The organism is Nocardiopsis sp. EMB25 (assembly GCF_026797795.1).
Taxonomy (GTDB): domain Bacteria; phylum Actinomycetota; class Actinomycetes; order Streptosporangiales; family Streptosporangiaceae; genus Nocardiopsis; species Nocardiopsis lucentensis.
In genome coordinates this window covers 1,448,244-1,466,490 of record NZ_JAMTDN010000001.1, presented here as the reverse complement: position 1 = coordinate 1,466,490, position 18,247 = coordinate 1,448,244, and the positions used below count along the sequence as shown (strand labels likewise).

Sequence of the window (18,247 nt, the reverse complement as noted above, 5' to 3'; positions counted from 1 at the left end):
CTTGGCGGCGGGTCCGTTGTCCGGGGGCACCGCGTGGCTGGCACGACGGAGGGGTGGTCGTATCCCGAGCGGGTGGGACGGGACCGCCATCCGGACGGGCCGATCCCCACCGGTCTGGGAGGAACCGACCCAGGGGGACCCTATCCGCGCCTCCCCCGGTAAATCCAGGACACAAGGTCCGCTGATCCGTGCGGACGCGCCATCGGAGTGAGACCGCCCACCACGTGCCGCGCGGTCACCGCGCGGCGTGGTCGCCGCACGGCGTGGTCGCCGCACGGCGTGGTCGCCGCACGGTGACCGTTTCCCCGCGGGCTCCGGTCACCCCGGGGTCTGCCGGGACCGGGCCAACGAACCGTGCACGCGGTCGGTCTCCAGGCGGGTGCACACCCACCGGCCGCCCGCGCGATCGGCGCGGAAGGCGAACGCCCGTGCCCGTCGGTCACAGGCGATCACGGCGCTGACCTCCAGCGAGGCGGGCGGATGGGCCTGGTGGAAGACGCGCCCCAGCCTGGGTGCGACCCCGCACGGCACGCTGCCGCGCAACCGGCGCAGCTCCTCCCGGACCGGGGCGGCCAACTGGTCGCGCATCACCTCCGGGGCGCGGCGGCCCACCAGGACCTCCGCCATCCGCTGTGCCAGGTGGTACACGTCGCCCGGGGTGCGGTGGCCCTGGAGCGGGGCACCGCACCGTCCCGTGCGCGGTCGGCGGAACGGGGTCCTGGCCGGGGTGGGAGCTGGTCGGTGCGTCGAGGCGGGAGCGAGCCGGTGCGTCGGGGCGTGGCCGTGGTGGCAGGCGGGGCGCGGGCACAGCGGGTGTCGGGCGGCGTGGGCCATGGAGGGGTCCCTTCCGAGAGAGATCGTGCGCCTTGCTCGCCCTGACTCGGAGGGCCCGACGACGCCGACGCGCCACCGGGAATTCCAGGTTTCTTGGTCACGGCGCCATCCGGTCGGGGAACGGCCCGTTCCGCACAGACGGCATACTGCCAGTGTGACCAACGCGTACCTTTCCTCCCCCACCCCGTTGGCCCTCGCGCACAGGGGCGGGTGGTTCACCGACGACCAGGGCGTCCGGCGCACCGAGCTGGAGAACACCGCCGTGGCCTTCCAGCACGCCATCGACCTCGGGTACACCTACCTGGAGACGGACGTGCACGCCACCGGCGACGGCGTCCTCATGGCCTTCCATGACGACACGCTGGACCGCACCACCGACATGAGCGGCGCCATCGGCGACCTGCCCTACCGGGAGGTGGCACGGGCCCGGGTCGCCGGACGCGAACCGGTGCCGGTGCTGGAGGACCTGTTGGGCTCCTGGCCGGACGCGCGGTTCAACATCGACCTGAAGTCGGACGCGGCCGTCCTGCCGATGCGCGAGGTCCTGCGCCGCACCAACGCCTGGGACCGGGTGTGCGTGGGCTCCTTCGACCAGTTCCGCCTCGACCACGCCCGGCGCCTGTTCGACCGCCCCGTCGCCACCTCCTGCGGTCCGCTCGACGTGGCGCGCCTGCGAGTGGCCTCGCTGTCCCCGCTGCTGCGCGCCCTGGCCAGCCGGGTACCCGTGTGCGCGCAGATCCCCCTGTGGCACGGCACGTTCCCGGTACTGAGCCGGGACCTGATCCGCACCGCGCACCGCCTGGGCCTGCAGGTGCACGTGTGGACGGTCAACGACACGGACGTGATGGACCGCCTACTCGACGCCGGGGTGGACGGGATCGTCACCGACAACACCGTCGGGCTCAGGCGGATCCTGTCCCAGCGCGGCCGGTGGAGGGCCCCCGCACGCGGTACCGACAGCACGCTGAAGAACGGATGACGTCCCCCATGGCCAACGCCCCGGAGCCGACGATCGAAGGCTCCCCCTCCCCCGACGCCGCCCAGCGCAGACGCGAGCAGCGCGGCTGGTACGTCTACGACTGGGCCAACTCGGTGTTCATCACCTCGGTGGTCACCGTCCTCATCGGCCCCTACATGAGCAACCTGGCGTGCGTCTCGGCGGGAGCGCCGGACGCCGAGTCGTGTCAGGACCCCTCGCTGTCGGTCACGCCGCTGGGCGTGGACGTGGTCACGCTGCACCCGAACGCGCTCTACCCGGCGCTGACCACCGTGGCGATCCTCCTCCAGATCCTCCTGCTGCCCGTCGTCGGCGCGATGGTCGACCAGTCCAAGCACAAGCGGCGGTGGCTGTTCTGGCTGGCCGCGGGCGGTTCGGCGTGCACGGCGGGCCTGTACGCGGCCACCGAGGGCTACCACGTGGCCGCCGCGTTGTTCGTGCTGGCCAACGTGTTGTACGGGCTGTCGATCGTGGTCTACAACGCGTTCCTGCCCGAGATCTCCACCCCCGACGAGCGCGACCGGGTGTCGGTCACCGGGTGGGGGATCGGCTACCTGGGCGGTGCCCTGCTACTCGCCGTCCACCTGGGGCTGGTCCTGTCCGCCGACTCGCTGGGAATCGGCACCGACCACGCCGTCCGGATCGCCTTCGCCTCGGTCGGCCTGTGGTGGGCGGGCTTCACGGTCCTGGCGGTCCGCCCGCTGCGCGACCGCTACGGCGCGCTGGCCCTGGGATCGCGGGGACGGCCGAGGGTCGGACAGTCACTGCGCCAGTTCGGGCACACCCTGCGGGACATGCGCCGATACCCGAACACCATCCTGTTCCTGCTGGCGTTCATCTTCTTCAACGACGGCATCCAGGCGGCCATCCGCTACGCCGCGCCGTTCGCCAGCCAGGACCTGCGGCTGAACGAGAGCGCGCTGATCGCGACGATCCTGGTCATCCAGTTCGTCGCCTTCGTGGGCGCCTTCCTCGCCGGGCGGGTGGCGCGCGTGGTCGGTACCAAGGCGACGGTGCTCGGATCGCTGGCGGTGTGGTGCGCACTGGTCTCCCTGGCCTACTTCCTGCCAGTGGGGAACGTGCCGTTGTTCGTGGCCATGGGCGTGGGCATCGGGCTTGTGCTGGGCGGCACCCAGTCACTGGCCCGGTCGATGTTCTCCCAGCTGATCCCCAAGGGCCGCGAGGCGGAGTACTTCAGCCTGTTCCAGATCTCCGACCGGGGGTCGACGTTCCTGGGATCGCTGGCCATCACGATCGCCGTCAGCCTCACGGGCGGCTACCGGATGGCGATCCTCTCACTCATCCTCTTCTTCCTCCTGGGCGCCGTCCTGCTGTGGCGGACGCGGATGCGTGAGGGCATCGCGGCGGTCGGCAACGAGGTGCCCAGCCGCCTGTGAGGCGGTGGTCCCGCCCTGTCGTCGGCCGCGGCCATACTGGGGCGTGGTCTGTGGACGGGGAGGTGTGGTGCGGGTACTGCACGGGGTGTGGGTCGGGGACGCGCTGGCGGTGTGGGGCGAGGAGCCCCGATCCGCGACCGCTCCGCCCGGGCGGGAGCGCACCGACGGCCCGCGGCGGCACCCCTTCGCCGTGGCCGCCGCCGACCTGAGGGAGCCGCTGGGCGCCCTGGGCGACGGCCGGGCGGCCGCCGACGGAACCGCCGACGACCTGCTCCTCGCCCTGCCCGGCGACGACCGCGCGCCGTCGCACTCCGTCGAGGCCGCCGACGCCCCCGAGGGCGCTCCCGGGCGACTGCTGCCCTGGCGGGTCCCCGCGCTGTTCCTCGGCACCAGGGCCGCTGAGTCCCTGCTGGCGGCCCTGGACACCCCGCCCGACGGTCTGAGCGTGGGTCCGGCCCTGGTGCACCTGGCGGCGGTACGGGGCTTCGCCGAGCGGCTCGTCGACACCGGATGCGTCCTGCCCGACCTGGTCGGCGACCCGCCGCGAGCCCGGTGGCGGCCCGCCCCCGTGGAGGCCGCCGAGGAGCACCTGGCGGCGCTCACCGCGGCGCTCCCGGCACCGGCCCGCGCCCACCTCCCCGACGGGGACGCCGAGACGGCGGCCCGCGCCTGCGTGCTCGCCCCACTGGAACTGCTCACCGACGCCGTGGCCCGGCGGCTGGCCCGGCGGCCCGGCGGCGGCCAACGGGCCGGAGCGGACGGTCCGACAGCGCTTTTGGCGGCCGCCCTCACCGACGGGGACACCCTGGTCGACCCGGCCGCCGCCGAGGCGCTGCGCGCTCCGCTGCGCGAGTGGCGGTCGCGGATCCGCGGCTCCGGCCGGGCCCAACTGCTGTTCCTGCTGCGCGAACCGGACCGGGAGGGGCCGTGGGAGGTCGAGTTCTGGGTTCGCTCGACGAGTGACCCGGGCCTGCGCCTTCCCCTGGAGCGGGTGTGGCTGGGCGAGGGCGCCGCCTGGCTGCCCCGCGACGTGGGCGAGACCGCCCTGGCCGACCTGCGCCGGGCCGCCCGCCACTACCCCGCCCTGCACCGGGCCCTGCGCGACCTGGCGCCCGCCCGGCTGCTCCTGGACACGGCCGGAGCGCAGGCGTTCGTCTCCGAGGCCGCGCCGCGCCTGGGCTCGGCCGGGTTCGGCGTGGTCCTGCCCGAGTGGAGCGGCCGCCGCGCGCTCGGCCTGCGCATGACCGTGGAGGAGGCGCCGCGGCGGCGCCGGGGCGGCATAGGCGTCGATGACCTGGTCCGCGTGTCCTTCGAGGCGTTGGTGAACGGGCCCGGGGCCGCCGATCCGCTGTCCGAGGAGGAGCTGGACGAGCTGGCGGAGCTGGCCCGGCTCAAGCGGTCCCTGGTGCGCGTGCGCGGCAGGTGGATGGAGATCGACCCCGAGCGGGTCGGCGCCGCGCTGGAGGCCCTCCGGAGGCGGGGACGGGCGTGGTCGCGCAGGGACGAGGCGGTACGCGCGGCGATCGGGGTGGCGGACGCCGCGCCCCTGCCCGTCACCGACGTCGTCGCCGACGGCCCGATCGGCGCCCTGTTGGAGGGCGGTGTCTCGGCGAAGCTGCGGCCCATGGGCACCCCGCGGGGCTTCGAGGGCGCCCTCCGGCCGTACCAGGACCGCGGCGCGTCGTGGCTGCGCTTCCTCGGCGAGCTCGGGCTGGGCGCGATCCTCGCCGACGACATGGGGTTGGGAAAGACCGTCCAGCTGCTGGCCCTGCTGACCGACGAACGGGGCCGGGGAACGGCTCCGGGTCCGACGCTGCTGGTGTGCCCGGTGTCGCTGGTGGGCAACTGGTCGCGCGAGGCCGCCCGGTTCGCCCCGCACCTGCGCGTGCACGTCCAGCACGGTCCGGACCGGCCGACCGGGAACGCGCTGGCTCGGCTGGTGGGCAACTGCGACCTGGTGGTGACCACCTACGGCGTGGTCACCCGCGACTCGGAGGAGCTGGCCGCGCTGCCCTGGCACCGGGTGGTGTGCGACGAGGCCCAGGCGCTCAAGAACCACGGCACGCGGCAGGCGCTGGCGGTGCGGTCGCTGCCAGCCGCCACGCGGATCGCCCTGACCGGAACCCCGGTGGAGAACAACCTGGGTGAGCTGTGGTCGGTCATGGACTTCGCCAACCCCGGACTCCTGGGGTCGGCCCAGGACTTCCAGCGCGCGGTGGCCGACCGCGCCGACGGCGGCGGCAAAGGCGAAGGCGAAGGCGAAGGCGGCGCCGCGACCGCTCTGGTGCGCCGGCTGACCCGGCCGTTCGTGCTGCGGCGGCTCAAGACCGACCGGTCGATCATCGCCGACCTGCCGGAGAAGTTCGAGATGCGGACCTGGTGCACGCTCACTCCGGAACAAGCCTCGCTGTACAAGGCGGTCGCCGACGACATGGCCGAGCGGATGTCGGAGGCCGACGAGAAGGAGCGCAAGGGCCTGGTCCTGGCGACCATGGCGCGGCTCAAACAGATCTGCAACCACCCGGCCCAGTTCCTGGGGGACGGATCGGCGCTGGCCGGGCGCTCGGGCAAGCTCGACCGGCTGGAGGCGATCCTGGGCCAGGCCGTCGCGCGGGGCGACAAGGCGCTGTGCTTCACCCAGTACGCGAGGTTCGGGGAGCGGCTGGCGCCCTACCTGCGCTCGCGGTTGGGGGTTCCGGTGCTGTGGCTGCACGGGGGCACCTCGCGGGCCGAGCGGGAGGAGCTCATGCGGCGCTTCCAGGACACCCCCGGGCCCATGGTGTTCCTGCTGTCGCTCAAGGCGGCCGGGACCGGACTGAACCTGACCGCCGCCAACCACGTGGTGCACGTGGACCGGTGGTGGAACCCCGCGGTGGAGAACCAGGCCACCGACCGGGCGTTCCGGATCGGACAGCGGCGGGACGTCCAGGTGCGCAAGCTGGTGTGCACGGGCACCGTGGAGGAGCGGGTGGACGAGATGATCGAGCGCAAGAGCGCGCTGGCCGACGGCGCGGTGGCCACCGGGGAGCAGTGGCTGGCCGGACTGTCGGTGGAGGACCTGCGCGAGGTGGTGCGGCTGGCGCCGGAGGCGGTGGCCGGATGAGCGCGACGTGGTCGGACCTGCTGGCCGGGGCCCTGGGCACGGCGGACGGCGGTCCCGGGGCCAGCGTGGATCGGTTGACGGTACGGCCCGGTGAGGTCCTCGCCCGGGTCCGCGACGCCCGCGGCCGCGTCCACGATGTGAGCCTCATCCGCACGGTGCTGCCCGACACCGCGTGGGAGCGCGCGTGCGCGGCGCTGGCCTCACAGCCGGTGTTCCGTGCCCGGATCTCGGCCGGGGAACTGCCGGCGGCCACCGCCCGGGTCTTCGAGGTCCTGGGACTGGACCTGGTGCCGCGCGGGTGGTCCGACCTGGTCGCCACCTGTTCGTGCGACCGGTGGGAGGGCCGGTGCGCCCATCTGTCCGCGACGGCGGCGGCGCTGGGCGAGGAGGCCGACCGGGACCCCTTCGCCCTGGCCCGGTGGTCGGGGCGGGAGCGTCGCGCGCTCGTGGACCGGGTGGCGGCGCTTTCCGCGCCGGGGGCCGGGCCCCCGGCGGGCCGGGAGGAGGCATTCCCGGCGAAAACGGGACCGGAGGCGAACGACGGGGAATGGGTGCGCGAAAACGTCCAGGTGGGGACGGCTGTCTCCGCGGCCGCCTTCTGGTCGGCGCCCGCACCGCCCTCACCACCGTGTTTCCCGGAGACCGCGGGAGCCCGCGTGCGGGCGGCGGCGCCGGGCGCGGTCACCGACGGACTGCCGGTATTCTCCCGCGTCAGTGACGCCTTCGAAGAAACCGAATAAACGGCACCGGATTTTCTGTGGAAAACGCCGATGGGTGTGTAGTTCCGCGGTTACGATTCCCCTGGAGACCGCACCGCGCGAACGAGCCGCGGGGGTGTGCCTCCGCCGCGGTGCCCGCTTCCGCCGCCCCCGTCGTGGAGCCAGCCACTCCACATGAGGGTGTCGTCGCCCACCGCGTCCCGCACCCGCCCCGACTCACCCGTGCGATCGGTCCTCCCGCCGTGACCCGCGCTGACGCCCACGCACACGACCGTCGGTCACACCGCGCCCGGCGACCCGTACCCGCATCGCACAGAAGGAGGCAGGGACCCGCACCGGCTCCAGGAGTCAGTGCGCCCCGGACCGCACATGGCCGATCGCTTCCCCCCCGACATCGACATGGACACCCCCAGCATCGCACGCATGTACGACTATCTGCTGGGCGGCAAGGACAACTTCGAGGCGGACCGGGTGGCCTGCGACGTACTCCTGGAACGTGTCCCGGAGGTACTGTCCCTCGCCAACGACAACCGCGCGTTCCTCGCCCGCGCGGTCGAGCACGTGGCCTCGCGGGGCGTGGAGCAGTTCCTCGACCTGGGGGCGGGCCTGCCGACGGCCGACAACACCCACCACGTGGCGCAGCGGACCAACCCCGAATCCCGGGTCGTCTACGTCGACAACGACCCCATCGTGGCCGTCCACGGCCGTGCGCTGATCAGCGACGAGGGCCGAACCGCGTTCCTGCACGACGACATCCGCTCCACCGACCGGATCCTGGACGCGCCCGAGACCCGGCGGCTCATCGACACCGACCTCCCGGTGTGCCTGATGGCCGTCTCCCTGCTGCACTGCCTACCCGACGAGGACGACCCCTTCGGCGCCATGCGGGCCCTCCTGGACCGGCTGGCGCCCGGGTCCTGGGTGATCTTCTCCCACTGCGTCACCGACGACCCGGCCGCGGGAGACTGGATCACACAGAAGATCCTGTCCTTTGGCACCCCCTGGGGCCGGGTGCGCAGTGAGCGGGAGGCATCGGTGCTCTTCCAGGGCCTGGAGCTGGTCAGCCCCTGGAACGACGACCGTGGCTGCGGACCGCGCACGGTCGACTGCGCCACCTGGCGCCATCCCGGGCGCGATCCCCTCACCCGCCCCGCCGACCCCGAGGTGAAGCTGTGGGAGATGGCGGGGGTGGCCGTCAAGCGTTGACAGGCGGGCCTCGTCGGGGAACGTCCCGTCCGGGAGTTCCCCGACGCCCTCGGGCCGCGCCCCGGGTCGGCGGGCGAACGCCGCCGCGCCCGCCGCGAGGAGCTGCCCGTCCCGGAGGCGCCGCCCTCCGGGACGGCCCCGTCCGCCGCGCTCAGCCGGTGAAGTGCTCGGTCAGCAGACCGTTGACCTTGGTGGCACGCTGCCAGGAGAGCAGGTGGGCGGCGTCGTCGAGGACCACCATGCGCGCGTCCGGCACACGCTCGGCGATGAGATCGCCGTGGCCGCGCGCAGGCGTGCCGGCATCGTCAGCGCCCGCCACGACCAGGGTCGGCGCCTGGATCCGCGGCAGCTCGTCGCGCACGTCGTGGTGTTCGATCGCCTCGCAGCAGCCCGCGTAGCCCTCGGCGTCGGTGGCGGCGATACCGTCGCGCATGCGGATCACGTCCTCGGGGTGCTCCTTGGCGAAACCGGGGGTGAACCACCGCTCCACGACCATGTCGGCGAGCGCGGCCGGCCCCTGGTCCCGGGCGACGGCGGCCCGGTCGCGCCAGACGCTCGGCGGCCCCATGTACGGCGAGGTGGCGAGCAGGGCGAGGCGGTCGATCCGCTCGGGTGCGTGGACACCCAGCCACTGGCCGACCATGCCGCCGAGGGACAGCCCGGCGAAGTGGGCGCGCTCGACGCCCAGCCGGTCCAGGAGTCGCAGGACGTCCCCGCCGAGGTCGGCCATGGAATAGGGCCCCCGGGGGGCGGGGGTGCCCCCGTGGCCGCGCTGGTCGTAGCGGATCACCCGGAACGCGGCCGAGAGCGCCTCGACCTGGGGCTCCCACATCCGGACCGTGGACCCCAGTGAGCCCGCGAGCACCAGCGGCGGGGCGTCCTCGGGCCCACTCTCGATGTGGTGGACGTCGACGCTCATCGCGTTCCTCCTCGTTCGGTGCCGGTACTTTCCACGCCGCCGGTCCTACCCGTGTTCACGGCCCGCCGATCCTCTCACCCTGGGGAGTGACGACGGTCGAACGGTATGACAACATCGCAGCTACCACGGGCGTTCCCGCTCCCGCCCACCCCCCGGACCCGACCAGGAAGGCCCCATGTCCACCGAAGCCGAACCGGCCCGCGGCACCCACTTCGTGCAGTCCCTGGAGCGGGGACTGACGGTGATCCGCGCCTTCTCCGCCGAACGGCCGTCCATGACCCTGAGCGACGTGGCCCGTGCGACCGACCTGACCCGCGCCGCCGCGCGGCGCTTCCTGCTCACGCTGACCGACTTGGGTTATGTGCGCACCGACGGACGTTTGTTCTCCCTGACCCCGCGCGTGCTGGAGCTCGGCTACGCCTATGTGTGCTCCGCGGGACTGCCCGACGTCGCCCAACCGCATCTGGAAGACCTGTCGGCCCGGGTCCGCGAGTCGGCGTCGGTGTCCGTCCTGGACGGCGACGAGATCGTCTACGTCGCCCGGGTGGCCACGCTGCGCATCATGACCGTGGCGATCACCGTGGGCACCCGCTTCCCCGCGGCGGCGACGTCGATGGGCCGGGTGCTGCTCGCCGGGTTCGACGACGAGGCGCTCGACACCTTCCTCACCGGGACCGAACTCCCGAAACTCACCCGGCACACCATCACCGACCCCGCCGAACTGCGCGCCGAGGTGGTACGCGTACGCGGCCGCGGCTACGCGGTCGTGGACCAGGAACTGGAGGAGGGGCTGCGCGCCCTGGCCGCGCCCGTCCGCGACGCGTGCGGCCGGGTGGTCGCGGCCGTGAACGTGTCCGCGCACGCGGCCCGGTCCTCGCTGGAGGACGTCCGTGAACGCCTACTGCCCGCCCTGCTGGAGACCGCGGCGCTGATCGAGGCCGACCTGGCCTCGGTGGCGCGCCGGGACGCGGAGCGGTGACCGGTTCCGCCTCCCGTCGGTACGCCTACGTCGGACCCGCCGAACCGCTCGCCCTGGTCCGCGCCGGGGCGGGCGGTCAGCCCGTGGGCGGACCGGACGACCTGGCCGCGTGGTTGGCCACGCGCGCACCCGGTGAGCGGGAGGAGCCGTTCACCTTCGTCGTCGGGGTCGACGGTGTGCTCCGCCTCGCTCCCCGGCGAGGTGAGCACGTGGTCTGCGCCGGAGGGGAGCGGGTCCTGGCCGCCGGGGAGATCACCTTCGAGCGGCGCGGGGACGGCTGGCGCGTGGTCGAGGTGAGCAACCAGTCGACCGGGTACTGCCCCGACCCCGACTGCTGGCCGGCCGTGGCCGCCGCTCTGGACCGGGCCGGGATCGGCCGTCCCGACGGTCTGACGTCGCCGTTCGTCTTCCGGCGCTGCCCGGAGTGCGGTGAGCGCAACCTCGTCAAGGACGACTTCTACGCGTGCGTGTTCTGCGACGCGGACCTGCCCGCCGCGTGGAACCTGGACGCGCCCGGACCCGGGTGAGCGTCGCCTGGACGGCCGCCCCTCACGAGCGCACGTACGCACCGGCCCTGGCCGCCTCGAACGCGGCCCGGGCCGCACGCGGCGCGCTGTCCTCGTCCAGGGGGTCGCCGCTCATGAGCGCGCGGTAGTACAGCGGCGCCGAGACCGCGCGAACCACCTCCCGGGCGTCGGTGCCCCGAGGCACCTCCCCTCGCTCGACGGCCGCGTCCACGCAGGGCGCCCACTCCCCGATACGGGTGGCGTAGAACCGGTGCAGTGCCCGCGCGGTCCGGTCATCGCAGGTGGCGGCGGCGATCACGGCCCGAAAGAGCGCTCCCTGGCGGGGGTCGGCCAGGGTGGTGCGCACGAGGCGGGCGTTGGCGGTCAGGTCCTCCAGCAGCGATCCCGTCTCCGCCCTGGGCAGGGACTGCTCGGCCATGTCCTCCAACAGGTCGGCCACCAGGGCGGGCACGCTCCCCCAGCGGCGGTAGACGGTCGTCCTGCCGACCTCGGCGCGCCTGGCCACGTCGGCCAGGTCGAGCCGGTCCACTCCGTGCTCGGCCAGCGCGTCACCGGCCGCGCGGAGCACCGCCGCGCGCACGCGCGCCGTCCTCCCACCGGGCCGTACGGTGCCCGGCTCCTCACCCCTCGCCATTAAAGGGACTCCCGTTCCGTTAACTCGCGTTTCATGCTAGCGTGCGCTTCATACTAACGGAACTACTGTCCCGTTAGAGCTCGAGTGGGAGGATCGTCATGCAGTACCGAACCCTGGGCGCGAGCGGTCTGCGCGTGCCCGAGCTGAGTCTGGGCACGGGAACCTTCGCCGGCCGGGGTCCGCTGTTCGGCGAGTGGGGCACAGGCGACCACCGCCAGGCCCGCCGCCTGGTCGACATCGCCCTGGAGGCGGGGGTGACCCTGTTCGACAGCGCCGACGTCTACTCCGACGGCGCCGCGGAGGAGGCCTTGGGCGCGGCCCTGCGCGGCCGCCGTGACCGGGCGCTCATCTCCACCAAGCTCGGCCTGCCCATGGGCGAGGGCCCCCAGGACGCGGGCACGTCGCGCTCACGGATCATCGACGGCACCGAACGGGCGCTGCGCCGTCTGGACACCGACCGCGTCGACCTGCTCCAGCTGCACGGATTCGACGCCGCCACTCCGGTCGAGGAGAGCCTGTCCGCGCTGGACACCCTCGTGCGCGACGGCAAGGTCCGCTACGTGGGCGTGTCCAACTACGCGGGATGGCAGCTGATGAAGGCGCTGGCCGCAGCCGACCGCCTGCGCCTGCCCCGGTACGTCGCCCACCAGGTCTACTACTCGCTCGTCGGCCGCGAATACGAATGGGAACTCATGCCGCTGGCCGCCGACCAGGGGGTGGGCGCACTGGTGTGGAGCCCGCTGGCGTGGGGTCGGCTGACCGGGCGGATCCGTCGCGGCGCACCGCTGCCCGAGCGCAGCCGCCTGCACCGGACCGCCTCCCTCGGACCGGCCGTGGACGAGGAGCTCCTGTTCGACGTGGTCGACGTCCTGGTCGAGATCGCCGAGGAGACCGGCCGCACCGTCCCCCAGATCGCGATGAACTGGCTGCTGCGCCGGCCCACGGTCTCCTCCGTGATCGTCGGCGCGCGCGACGAGGACCAGCTGCGCGAGAACCTGGGCGCGGTCGGGTGGGACCTGACCCCCGCGCAGGTGGCGCGCCTGGACGCCGTCAGCCACCAGGAGCCGCCCTACCCCCGCTCGCCGTACCACCGCCAGGAGGGGTTCGCCCGGCTGGACCCGCCGATGTTCGCCAGGGCGTGAGAACGCGCGGGCTGCCCGGCCGGGGATCGGTTCCCGGCCGGGCAGCCCGCGGCCGTGTCGGTCAGGTGGGGCGCATGCGGAACACCTGAAGACGCATGCCGTAGTACTTCTCGGTCTCGCCGACCCACTCCATGCCGAGTCGGCGCGCCACCGAGATCGCCCGCTCGTTGTCCGGCCGCGCGACCGCGAAGAGCTCCTCGATGCCCTGCTTGAAGGCCCAGTCGGAGATGGCCTGGCTGGCCTCGCTCGCGTACCCCTGGCCCCACAGGTCGGGACGGATCGCCCAGGTGAGTTCGAAGTCCTCCTCGAAGGGCGGGAGCAGTTTGAGTGACAGCCCTCCCACGAGTTCGCCGTCGGAGACGCGCACGACCGCCCACCGGCCCGCGGGCGGGGTCAGGTTGGGACCCGCCTCGATCCAGGCGTGCAGTACCGAGCGCATCGCGTCGATGTCGGTCACCGGTTGCCACTCCGGCGTCAGCCAGCGCGCGACTTCCTCGGCCCCGTAGATGCGCAGGGCCGCCTCCGCGTCGTCCAGCTCCCACTCCCGGATGAGGAGTCGGTCGGTCGGCAGCTCAAGGCTCATACGATCCACGGTAACCCGGACGGCGCGACCGCGACAGGGGGCCGCCGCTCATATGTACGACCCCCGCCGCATCCGCCTTGACCTGGGCGATCATCCCGACCAGACGTCCTCCACGTACCGTTCGGAGGCGACGAGGTCCGCCAACCAGTGCTCCGCCCCGGCCGGATCGGAGCCCGTCATCTCCCGGTGGATCCGCACGAGCGCGTCGCGCACCCCGGGTGCCATGGCGCGCCCGTCCCCGCACACGTGGACGCGGCCGCCCTCCTGGAGCAGTGACCAGACCTCGGCGGCCTCGGCCGCGAGGCGGTGCTGCACGAACCGTGCGCCGTCGACCGGCGCCTCGCTGAAGACGGGGCGGAGGCTGACCGCGCCGGACCGCTCGGCCGCCGCCAACTCCTCCCGGTGCAGGAAGTCCACGTCCGGGTGGTCGCACCCGAAGTAGAGCAGGGCCGCTCCGTACTCGCCCGCGTGGACCCGGTCGGCGACCGCGCCGCGGAAGGGCGCCAGACCGGTGCCGGCGCAGACCATGATCAGCGGGGTGCCGTCCCTGGACGGCCGGAACCGGTCGGCGCAGGGAAGGACGCGCGCCCACACGGTGTCACCGGGGGCCAGGCGGGCCATGTGGTGCGAGGCCGTCCCCCGGTAGGTCCCCCGGCCGCGGCGGTGGGGGCCCGTGAGCGCGGCGACCATGAGGTCGACGCCGTCCGGGCTGGCGTTGGCGGAGGAGGAGATCGAGTAGCGCCGGGGGCGCAGCTCGGGGAGCATCCCCAGGTAGTGCTCCAGGGGGAGCTGGCAGGCGGGGTGGTCCTCCAGCAGGTCCAGGACGCTGACCCCGGGCCGCGTCACCCGCTCGGCGAAGTCGTCGTCGGACAGCCCGGCCAGCTCCAGGAGGGGGCGGCGTTCGGGCGGACAGGGGGTGTGGTCGGCCAGGACGGCGATCTGGGCCGGGGTGGCGGGCGCCTGGAGTTCGACGTAGTCCGACAGCAGCCGTTCCAGGGTGAGCGGGCGGTCGACGGGCAGGGCGCCGCGGGTCCGGCGCCGGGGCGTGATCCGCACCGTGCGCCGAAGGTCCAGGCCGAGGCGGTCGGCGACACGGCGCACCAGGTCGGGGGCGTTACTCGGCAGGACGGCCAGGTGGTCTCCGGTCCGGTAGGCGAGGCCCTCGGGCAGTTCCAGGCGAACGAACCGCTTGGATCGGCCCAGGAGGTGGTCGGTGTCGACCAGTTCGCGCGACTCCAGCACGCGCATGGGCCGCAGTCCGTGGTGGTGGGCGAGCTGGTCCTCGGCCGAGGCCGCGGCATCGGCCACGGTGTAGGGCGGCAGGTCGGCGTCGGTCGCGTCCGTGTCCTGGGCGGGCGCACCGGCGGTCTCCTCGCCGTGGCGGTCGAGGAGGAGTGCCCGGGTCGCCGCCGTCCAGGCGTCCACGGCGGCGGAGAAGTCACCGGAGGTGTCGGCCGCGCCGCGTGGCCCCAGGCGGGTGGCGCCGGCCGCGTGCAGGAGGTCGTCGATGAGCGTGGGGACGCGCTGGTAGGTGGCCGCCCAGTTGCGGTCGCCAACGCCCAGCACGGCGTACTCGACGCCGTCCAGGGAGCCGGGCTCCAGTCCCTCCAGCCAGTCGACGAACTCCGCCGCGTCATCGGTGGGCCTGCCGTTGTAGGAGGCGGTGGCGACGAGCACGGGCCCCGCGTCGCGGGTGAGGCGGTCGACGGCTTGGTCGAGGGCGGCGGTGGTGGGGGCGAAGCCGTGCTCGGCGGCGTCCTCGGCCAGGTCGCGGGCGATCGCGGCGCAGGTACCGAGGTTGGAGCCGTACAGGACGGTGAGCGCCGTGCCGGGGGCGCGGCGGGTCGTCGCGGCGCCGGTCCCGTCGGTTCCCGCGGTGACCGCGGACGCGGCGGCGGTCGGCGTCGGGGCCGCGGCCCGCGCACGGTCGGCGCCGGTGCGGCGCGCCAGCCGCAGGGTGAACCCGTCGGGCTTGACGGTCAGGGTCTCCTTGACCTTGAGCTCGTAGTCGGCGTGGTCGATGAACCGGTAGCGGTGGATGAGCAGCCCCAGCACCATGACCGCCTCGTGCAGGGCGAACTGGCGGCCGATGCAGGCGCGTTCCCCGTTGCCGAACGGCTTGAAGACGTGCGGGGGCCGGGCCTCGGCGCGTTCGGGCGTGAAGCGGTCGGGGTCGAAGAGTTCGACGTTGTCGCCCCATTCCGGTTCCCGGTGCAGTCCGGGGATGAAGACGACGAGGGGTGTGCCCGCGGCCACGCGGTGCCGACCGCCGACCACGGTGTCCTCCAGTGGCTCCACGGAGAAGGCGGGCGCGGTGGGCCACAGCCGCAGGGACTCGTTGAGGATCTGGCGGACGTACGGGAGCCGGCCCACGTCGGCGTGGGTGGGCTCGGGCCGGTCGGTGTCGCCCCACAGCGCGTCCACCTCGGCCTGGGCACGGGCGAGGACCTCGGGGTGCTTGGTGAGGTAGTGCAGCGCGAAGGACAGGGCGCCGCTGGTGGTCTCGTGTCCGGCGATGAGGAAGGTGATGACCTGGTTGCGAATGTTGACGTCGTCCAGGAGTTCGCCGGTCACCGGGTCCGGGGTGTGCAGCATCCGTCCGAGCAGGTCGGAGGTGTCGGTGTCACCCGACCGGCGGCGCCGTCCGATCACCTCGTCGACGGTGGTGTTCATGTAGGCGACGTCGGCCTGGAAGGAACGGTTCGCCCGGACGTGGAGGGGTTCGGTGCCGGGCAGGTAGGTGCCGCGCTTTTGCGCGTACCCCAGGCTCCCCGCCATGGCGGTGACGAAGGGGTGCAGGTCGTCGCGGTCGAAGGAGCCGAAGTCATAGCCGAAGCCGCAGCGGCCGATGGTGTCGAAGGTGAGCCGGGTCATGTCGCCGACCACGTCGACGGGCTCGTCGCCCGCCCGGTCCCACTTCGCGAGCAGGCCGCGCGCGACGTCGAGCATCGTGTCGTGGTAGTCGCGCATCGCCCCCAGGGAGAAGGCGGGCATGAGGATGTCGTGGGCCTTGCGCCAGTTGGGTTCGTCGCTGAAGGCGGTGAACAGTCCGTCGCCGACCATGGTGCGCAGGAACAGCAGGGCGTCGTGGACGCCCTTACGGAACCGGGTCTCGTCACAGACCTCGGCCACCAGGTCGGCACCGGTCACGCTGAGGAACTCCTCCCCGGGCACGCGGACACGGATGATCGGGCCGGCCTCCCGGTGCATCCGGGTCAGGCCGCCGACGAATCCGCGCTGTCCGGCGATCTCCAGGGTGTGGCCGAGCAGGGGCAGGCCCTGGGGCTCGGGAATCGGGGCGAGCGTCGGTGTGGATGTCACGGGTTCCCCTTCGGATTCAAGGAATGCGACTGACTTTGTCGTATGACCAAGTTACATGACCAAGTCACGGTGACAAGTAGGGGCGGGGTTCTCGGTACGATGGGCGCCATGGCACACGTCCCCGCGGCGCAACGGCGCTCCCAGCTCATCGACACGGCGATCGACCTGATGACCAGGGAGGGGGCGGCGGCGGGCAGCACCCGGGCGATCGCGGCGGAGCTGGGCGTGGCGCAGATGACCGTCCACTACGTGTTCGGCTCCAAGGCCGAGTTCACCCGGGCGATCATGGACGAACTCAGCCGCCGGGTCGTGGAACGGATCCGGCCCACCGCCGAGCGGACGGGCGGGAGGAGCTTTCGCGAGGACGTCGCCGACACCGTCGCCGAGCTGTGGCGCGACGTGCGCGAGGACACGGCGGAGAAGCTGCTGTGGATCGAACTGTGCGTCCAGTCCCTGCGGGACCCCACGCTGCGCGCCGCCATCGCCGAGCACAACGCCAACATGTACGCGGTGGCCGCGGAGCTGTTGACCGCCATCGCCCGTCGGCACGGGGTGACGTTCGCCGCACCCGCCGAGTCCGTGGCCCGCTTCCTCCTCTGCGGGCTGGAGGGGATGATCAACCAGCACCTGGCGGAGCCGGACGAGGCCGCCGAGCGGACGTGCCTCGACCAGTTGGTCACCGCCACCACGGCCCTGACCCTCGGCGAGCGCACCCCCTCCGCCTGACGCCGGGGCGCCGACCGGCACGACCGTGGCCGGGGGCCGCCGCGCGACCTCGGCCGAGCCCGGCATGGCCTCGGCGATCCTCCCAGCCTCGCGCCGTCGCCGTCCTTCACGCGTAGGGAGGATGGCCACGGGCCCCGACGCGTGCCAGGGTGGACGGCGACCGGGGCGGACCGCGCGGTCCGCCCGTCCCCCACCGGCGAAGGACACCCCCCATGCCGTCCATCCCCCGACGACGCGCCGTGCTGGGCGCCGCGCTGACCGCCGCCGTCGGCCTCCTGGCCGCTCCCCCGCCCGCGTCCGCGGCCCCGGCCGCCGCCACGCGCACCTCCTGGATGGGGCGCCTGCCCGACACCACCCCTGTGACCTCGATGTCGCTGCCCGGAACGCACGATAGCGGCGCGTGGACCGGCAGTGTGTGGTCGCGTACGCAGGACCTGACGCTCACCGGCCAGCTCGACTCCGGTGTGCGCTTCCTGGACGTGCGCACGCGCCACTACCGGGACGCGTTCACCATCCACCACGGCGCCGAGTACCTGCACCTCAACTTCACCGACGTCGTGCGCGACGTCAGCGCCTTCCTCGCCAGGCACCCCGCCGAGACGGTGCTGATGCGGATGAAGAAGGAGCACACGGAGGAGGAGAACACCCGCACCTACGAGGAGACCCTGGACCACTACATACAGCACGACCCCGACACCCGCGACCTGCTCACCGCGCACCTGTGGGTTCCCGGGGAGCGGGGCGGCGACCGCGTGCCCAGCCTGGGTGAGGCGCGGGGACGGATCGTGATCGTGCAGGACTTCGCGGCCACGCGCGACTACGGCGTGCGGTGGAACGGCCCCGCCCTCGACATCCAGGACGACTACCGGGTGCCCACCCTGTTCGACATCCCCGACAAGTGGGAGAAGGCGCGCGCCCACTTCGGCGCCGCCGCCTCGGGCCCGGAGGACATCCTGTACGTCAACCACCTCAGCGGCAGCGGCGCCCCGTGGGCCAACCCGCGCGAGGTGGCCTGGGGCGCGTTCGGCCTGTGGGGGGTGAACGAGTACGCCCTGGACCACCTGCGGGGTTCGACCGCGCACCGGACCGGGGTCGTGGTGATGGACTTCCCCAGCCAGGAGCTCACCGACCTCGTCCTGGCCCGCAACCCGAGGGCCTAG

Annotated in this window: 15 protein-coding genes; 10 read left to right on the top strand and 5 right to left on the bottom strand. The window is 73.4% G+C overall.

Translation table 11 applies throughout. The features are described 5' to 3' along the window. Positions 1-318: 318 nt before the first annotated feature. Entirely contained in the window at positions 319-834 is a 516-nt protein-coding gene (locus KIK06_RS06360) for an Rv3235 family protein (RefSeq protein WP_268642349.1), read from the bottom strand. A 154-nt stretch (positions 835-988) separates the two neighbouring features. On the opposite strand from KIK06_RS06360, the gene KIK06_RS06355 reads away from it, so the two are divergent. From KIK06_RS06355 to KIK06_RS06335, 5 genes are all read left to right on the top strand, one after another. Then, complete coding sequence (locus KIK06_RS06355) at positions 989-1,813, top strand: glycerophosphodiester phosphodiesterase (protein WP_268642348.1); 825 nt, start codon at positions 989-991, stop codon at positions 1,811-1,813. A gap of 8 nt (positions 1,814-1,821) precedes the next feature. Further along, a complete protein-coding gene (locus KIK06_RS06350; protein WP_017602060.1) occupies positions 1,822-3,228 on the top strand; it encodes an MFS transporter in 1,407 nt (468 codons plus the stop codon). A 67-nt stretch (positions 3,229-3,295) separates the two neighbouring features. After that, positions 3,296-6,331, top strand: coding sequence for a DEAD/DEAH box helicase (locus KIK06_RS06345; protein ID WP_268642345.1), 3,036 nt, complete (start codon positions 3,296-3,298; stop codon positions 6,329-6,331). Continuing rightward, a complete protein-coding gene (locus tag KIK06_RS06340) occupies positions 6,328-7,071 on the top strand; it encodes an SWIM zinc finger family protein (protein WP_268642344.1) in 744 nt (247 codons plus the stop codon). Before KIK06_RS06345 ends, KIK06_RS06340 begins: the two co-directional genes overlap by 4 nt. Positions 7,072-7,419: 348 nt before the next feature. Continuing rightward, the gene (locus KIK06_RS06335) at positions 7,420-8,256 is read left to right on the top strand and encodes an SAM-dependent methyltransferase (RefSeq protein ID WP_268642343.1); all 837 of its coding nucleotides are present in this window, start codon (positions 7,420-7,422) and stop codon (positions 8,254-8,256) included. Positions 8,257-8,407: 151 nt separating this feature from the next. On the opposite strand, the gene pcaD is transcribed toward KIK06_RS06335, so the two are convergent. Further along, complete coding sequence (gene pcaD / locus KIK06_RS06330; protein ID WP_268642342.1) at positions 8,408-9,175, bottom strand: 3-oxoadipate enol-lactonase; 768 nt, start codon at positions 9,173-9,175, stop codon at positions 8,408-8,410. 175 nt (positions 9,176-9,350) lie between these two features. Between pcaD and KIK06_RS06325 the strand changes: the two genes are divergently transcribed. Together KIK06_RS06325 and KIK06_RS06320 are read left to right on the top strand one after the other, a co-directional pair. Continuing rightward, positions 9,351-10,154 carry an IclR family transcriptional regulator domain-containing protein gene (locus KIK06_RS06325; RefSeq protein WP_268642341.1) on the top strand — a complete coding sequence of 268 codons (804 nt, stop codon included), beginning with the start codon at positions 9,351-9,353 and terminating at the stop codon, positions 10,152-10,154. Then, entirely contained in the window at positions 10,151-10,681 is a 531-nt protein-coding gene (locus tag KIK06_RS06320; RefSeq protein WP_268642340.1) for a hypothetical protein, read from the top strand. The genes KIK06_RS06325 and KIK06_RS06320 overlap by 4 nt, the downstream gene beginning before the upstream one ends. 22 nt (positions 10,682-10,703) lie before the next feature. On the opposite strand, the gene KIK06_RS06315 is transcribed toward KIK06_RS06320, so the two are convergent. Then, positions 10,704-11,315, bottom strand: a complete 612-nt coding sequence (locus tag KIK06_RS06315; protein WP_026128235.1) for a TetR/AcrR family transcriptional regulator — start codon at positions 11,313-11,315, stop codon at positions 10,704-10,706. Between the two features lie 98 nt (positions 11,316-11,413). Between KIK06_RS06315 and KIK06_RS06310 the strand changes: the two genes are divergently transcribed. Beyond that, a complete protein-coding gene (locus KIK06_RS06310; RefSeq protein ID WP_017602052.1) occupies positions 11,414-12,457 on the top strand; it encodes an aldo/keto reductase in 1,044 nt (347 codons plus the stop codon). Between the two features lie 61 nt (positions 12,458-12,518). On the opposite strand, the gene KIK06_RS06305 is transcribed toward KIK06_RS06310, so the two are convergent. Both KIK06_RS06305 and KIK06_RS06300 read right to left on the bottom strand, forming a co-directional pair. After that, the gene (locus tag KIK06_RS06305) at positions 12,519-13,040 is read right to left on the bottom strand and encodes a GNAT family N-acetyltransferase (protein WP_017602051.1); all 522 of its coding nucleotides are present in this window, start codon (positions 13,038-13,040) and stop codon (positions 12,519-12,521) included. A gap of 90 nt (positions 13,041-13,130) precedes the next feature. After that, the gene (locus KIK06_RS06300) at positions 13,131-16,361 is read right to left on the bottom strand and encodes a bifunctional cytochrome P450/NADPH--P450 reductase (RefSeq protein WP_268642338.1); all 3,231 of its coding nucleotides are present in this window, start codon (positions 16,359-16,361) and stop codon (positions 13,131-13,133) included. Positions 16,362-16,469: 108 nt separating this feature from the next. Here KIK06_RS06300 and KIK06_RS06295 point away from each other — a divergent pair, with 108 nt between their 5' ends. Both KIK06_RS06295 and KIK06_RS06290 read left to right on the top strand, forming a co-directional pair. Beyond that, positions 16,470-17,087: a TetR/AcrR family transcriptional regulator gene (locus KIK06_RS06295; RefSeq protein WP_268642337.1), complete on the top strand. Its 618-nt coding sequence runs from the start codon at positions 16,470-16,472 to the stop codon at positions 17,085-17,087. A gap of 212 nt (positions 17,088-17,299) precedes the next feature. Further along, entirely contained in the window at positions 17,300-18,247 is a 948-nt protein-coding gene (locus KIK06_RS06290) for a phosphatidylinositol-specific phospholipase C (protein WP_268642336.1), read from the top strand.

Coding starts and splice junctions, on each gene's coding strand:
- KIK06_RS06350 (WP_017602060.1), top strand. CDS start 1,822: ATGGCCAACGCCCCGGAGCCGACGATCGAAGGCTCCCCCTCCCCCGAC.
- KIK06_RS06290 (WP_268642336.1), top strand. CDS start 17,300: ATGCCGTCCATCCCCCGACGACGCGCCGTGCTGGGCGCCGCGCTGACC.
- KIK06_RS06340 (WP_268642344.1), top strand. CDS start 6,328: ATGAGCGCGACGTGGTCGGACCTGCTGGCCGGGGCCCTGGGCACGGCG.
- KIK06_RS06360 (WP_268642349.1), bottom strand. CDS start 834: ATGGCCCACGCCGCCCGACACCCGCTGTGCCCGCGCCCCGCCTGCCAC.
- KIK06_RS06315 (WP_026128235.1), bottom strand. CDS start 11,315: ATGGCGAGGGGTGAGGAGCCGGGCACCGTACGGCCCGGTGGGAGGACG.
- KIK06_RS06325 (WP_268642341.1), top strand. CDS start 9,351: ATGTCCACCGAAGCCGAACCGGCCCGCGGCACCCACTTCGTGCAGTCC.
- KIK06_RS06295 (WP_268642337.1), top strand. CDS start 16,470: ATGGCACACGTCCCCGCGGCGCAACGGCGCTCCCAGCTCATCGACACG.
- KIK06_RS06305 (WP_017602051.1), bottom strand. CDS start 13,040: ATGAGCCTTGAGCTGCCGACCGACCGACTCCTCATCCGGGAGTGGGAG.
- KIK06_RS06310 (WP_017602052.1), top strand. CDS start 11,414: ATGCAGTACCGAACCCTGGGCGCGAGCGGTCTGCGCGTGCCCGAGCTG.
- KIK06_RS06335 (WP_268642343.1), top strand. CDS start 7,420: ATGGCCGATCGCTTCCCCCCCGACATCGACATGGACACCCCCAGCATC.
- pcaD (WP_268642342.1), bottom strand. CDS start 9,175: ATGAGCGTCGACGTCCACCACATCGAGAGTGGGCCCGAGGACGCCCCG.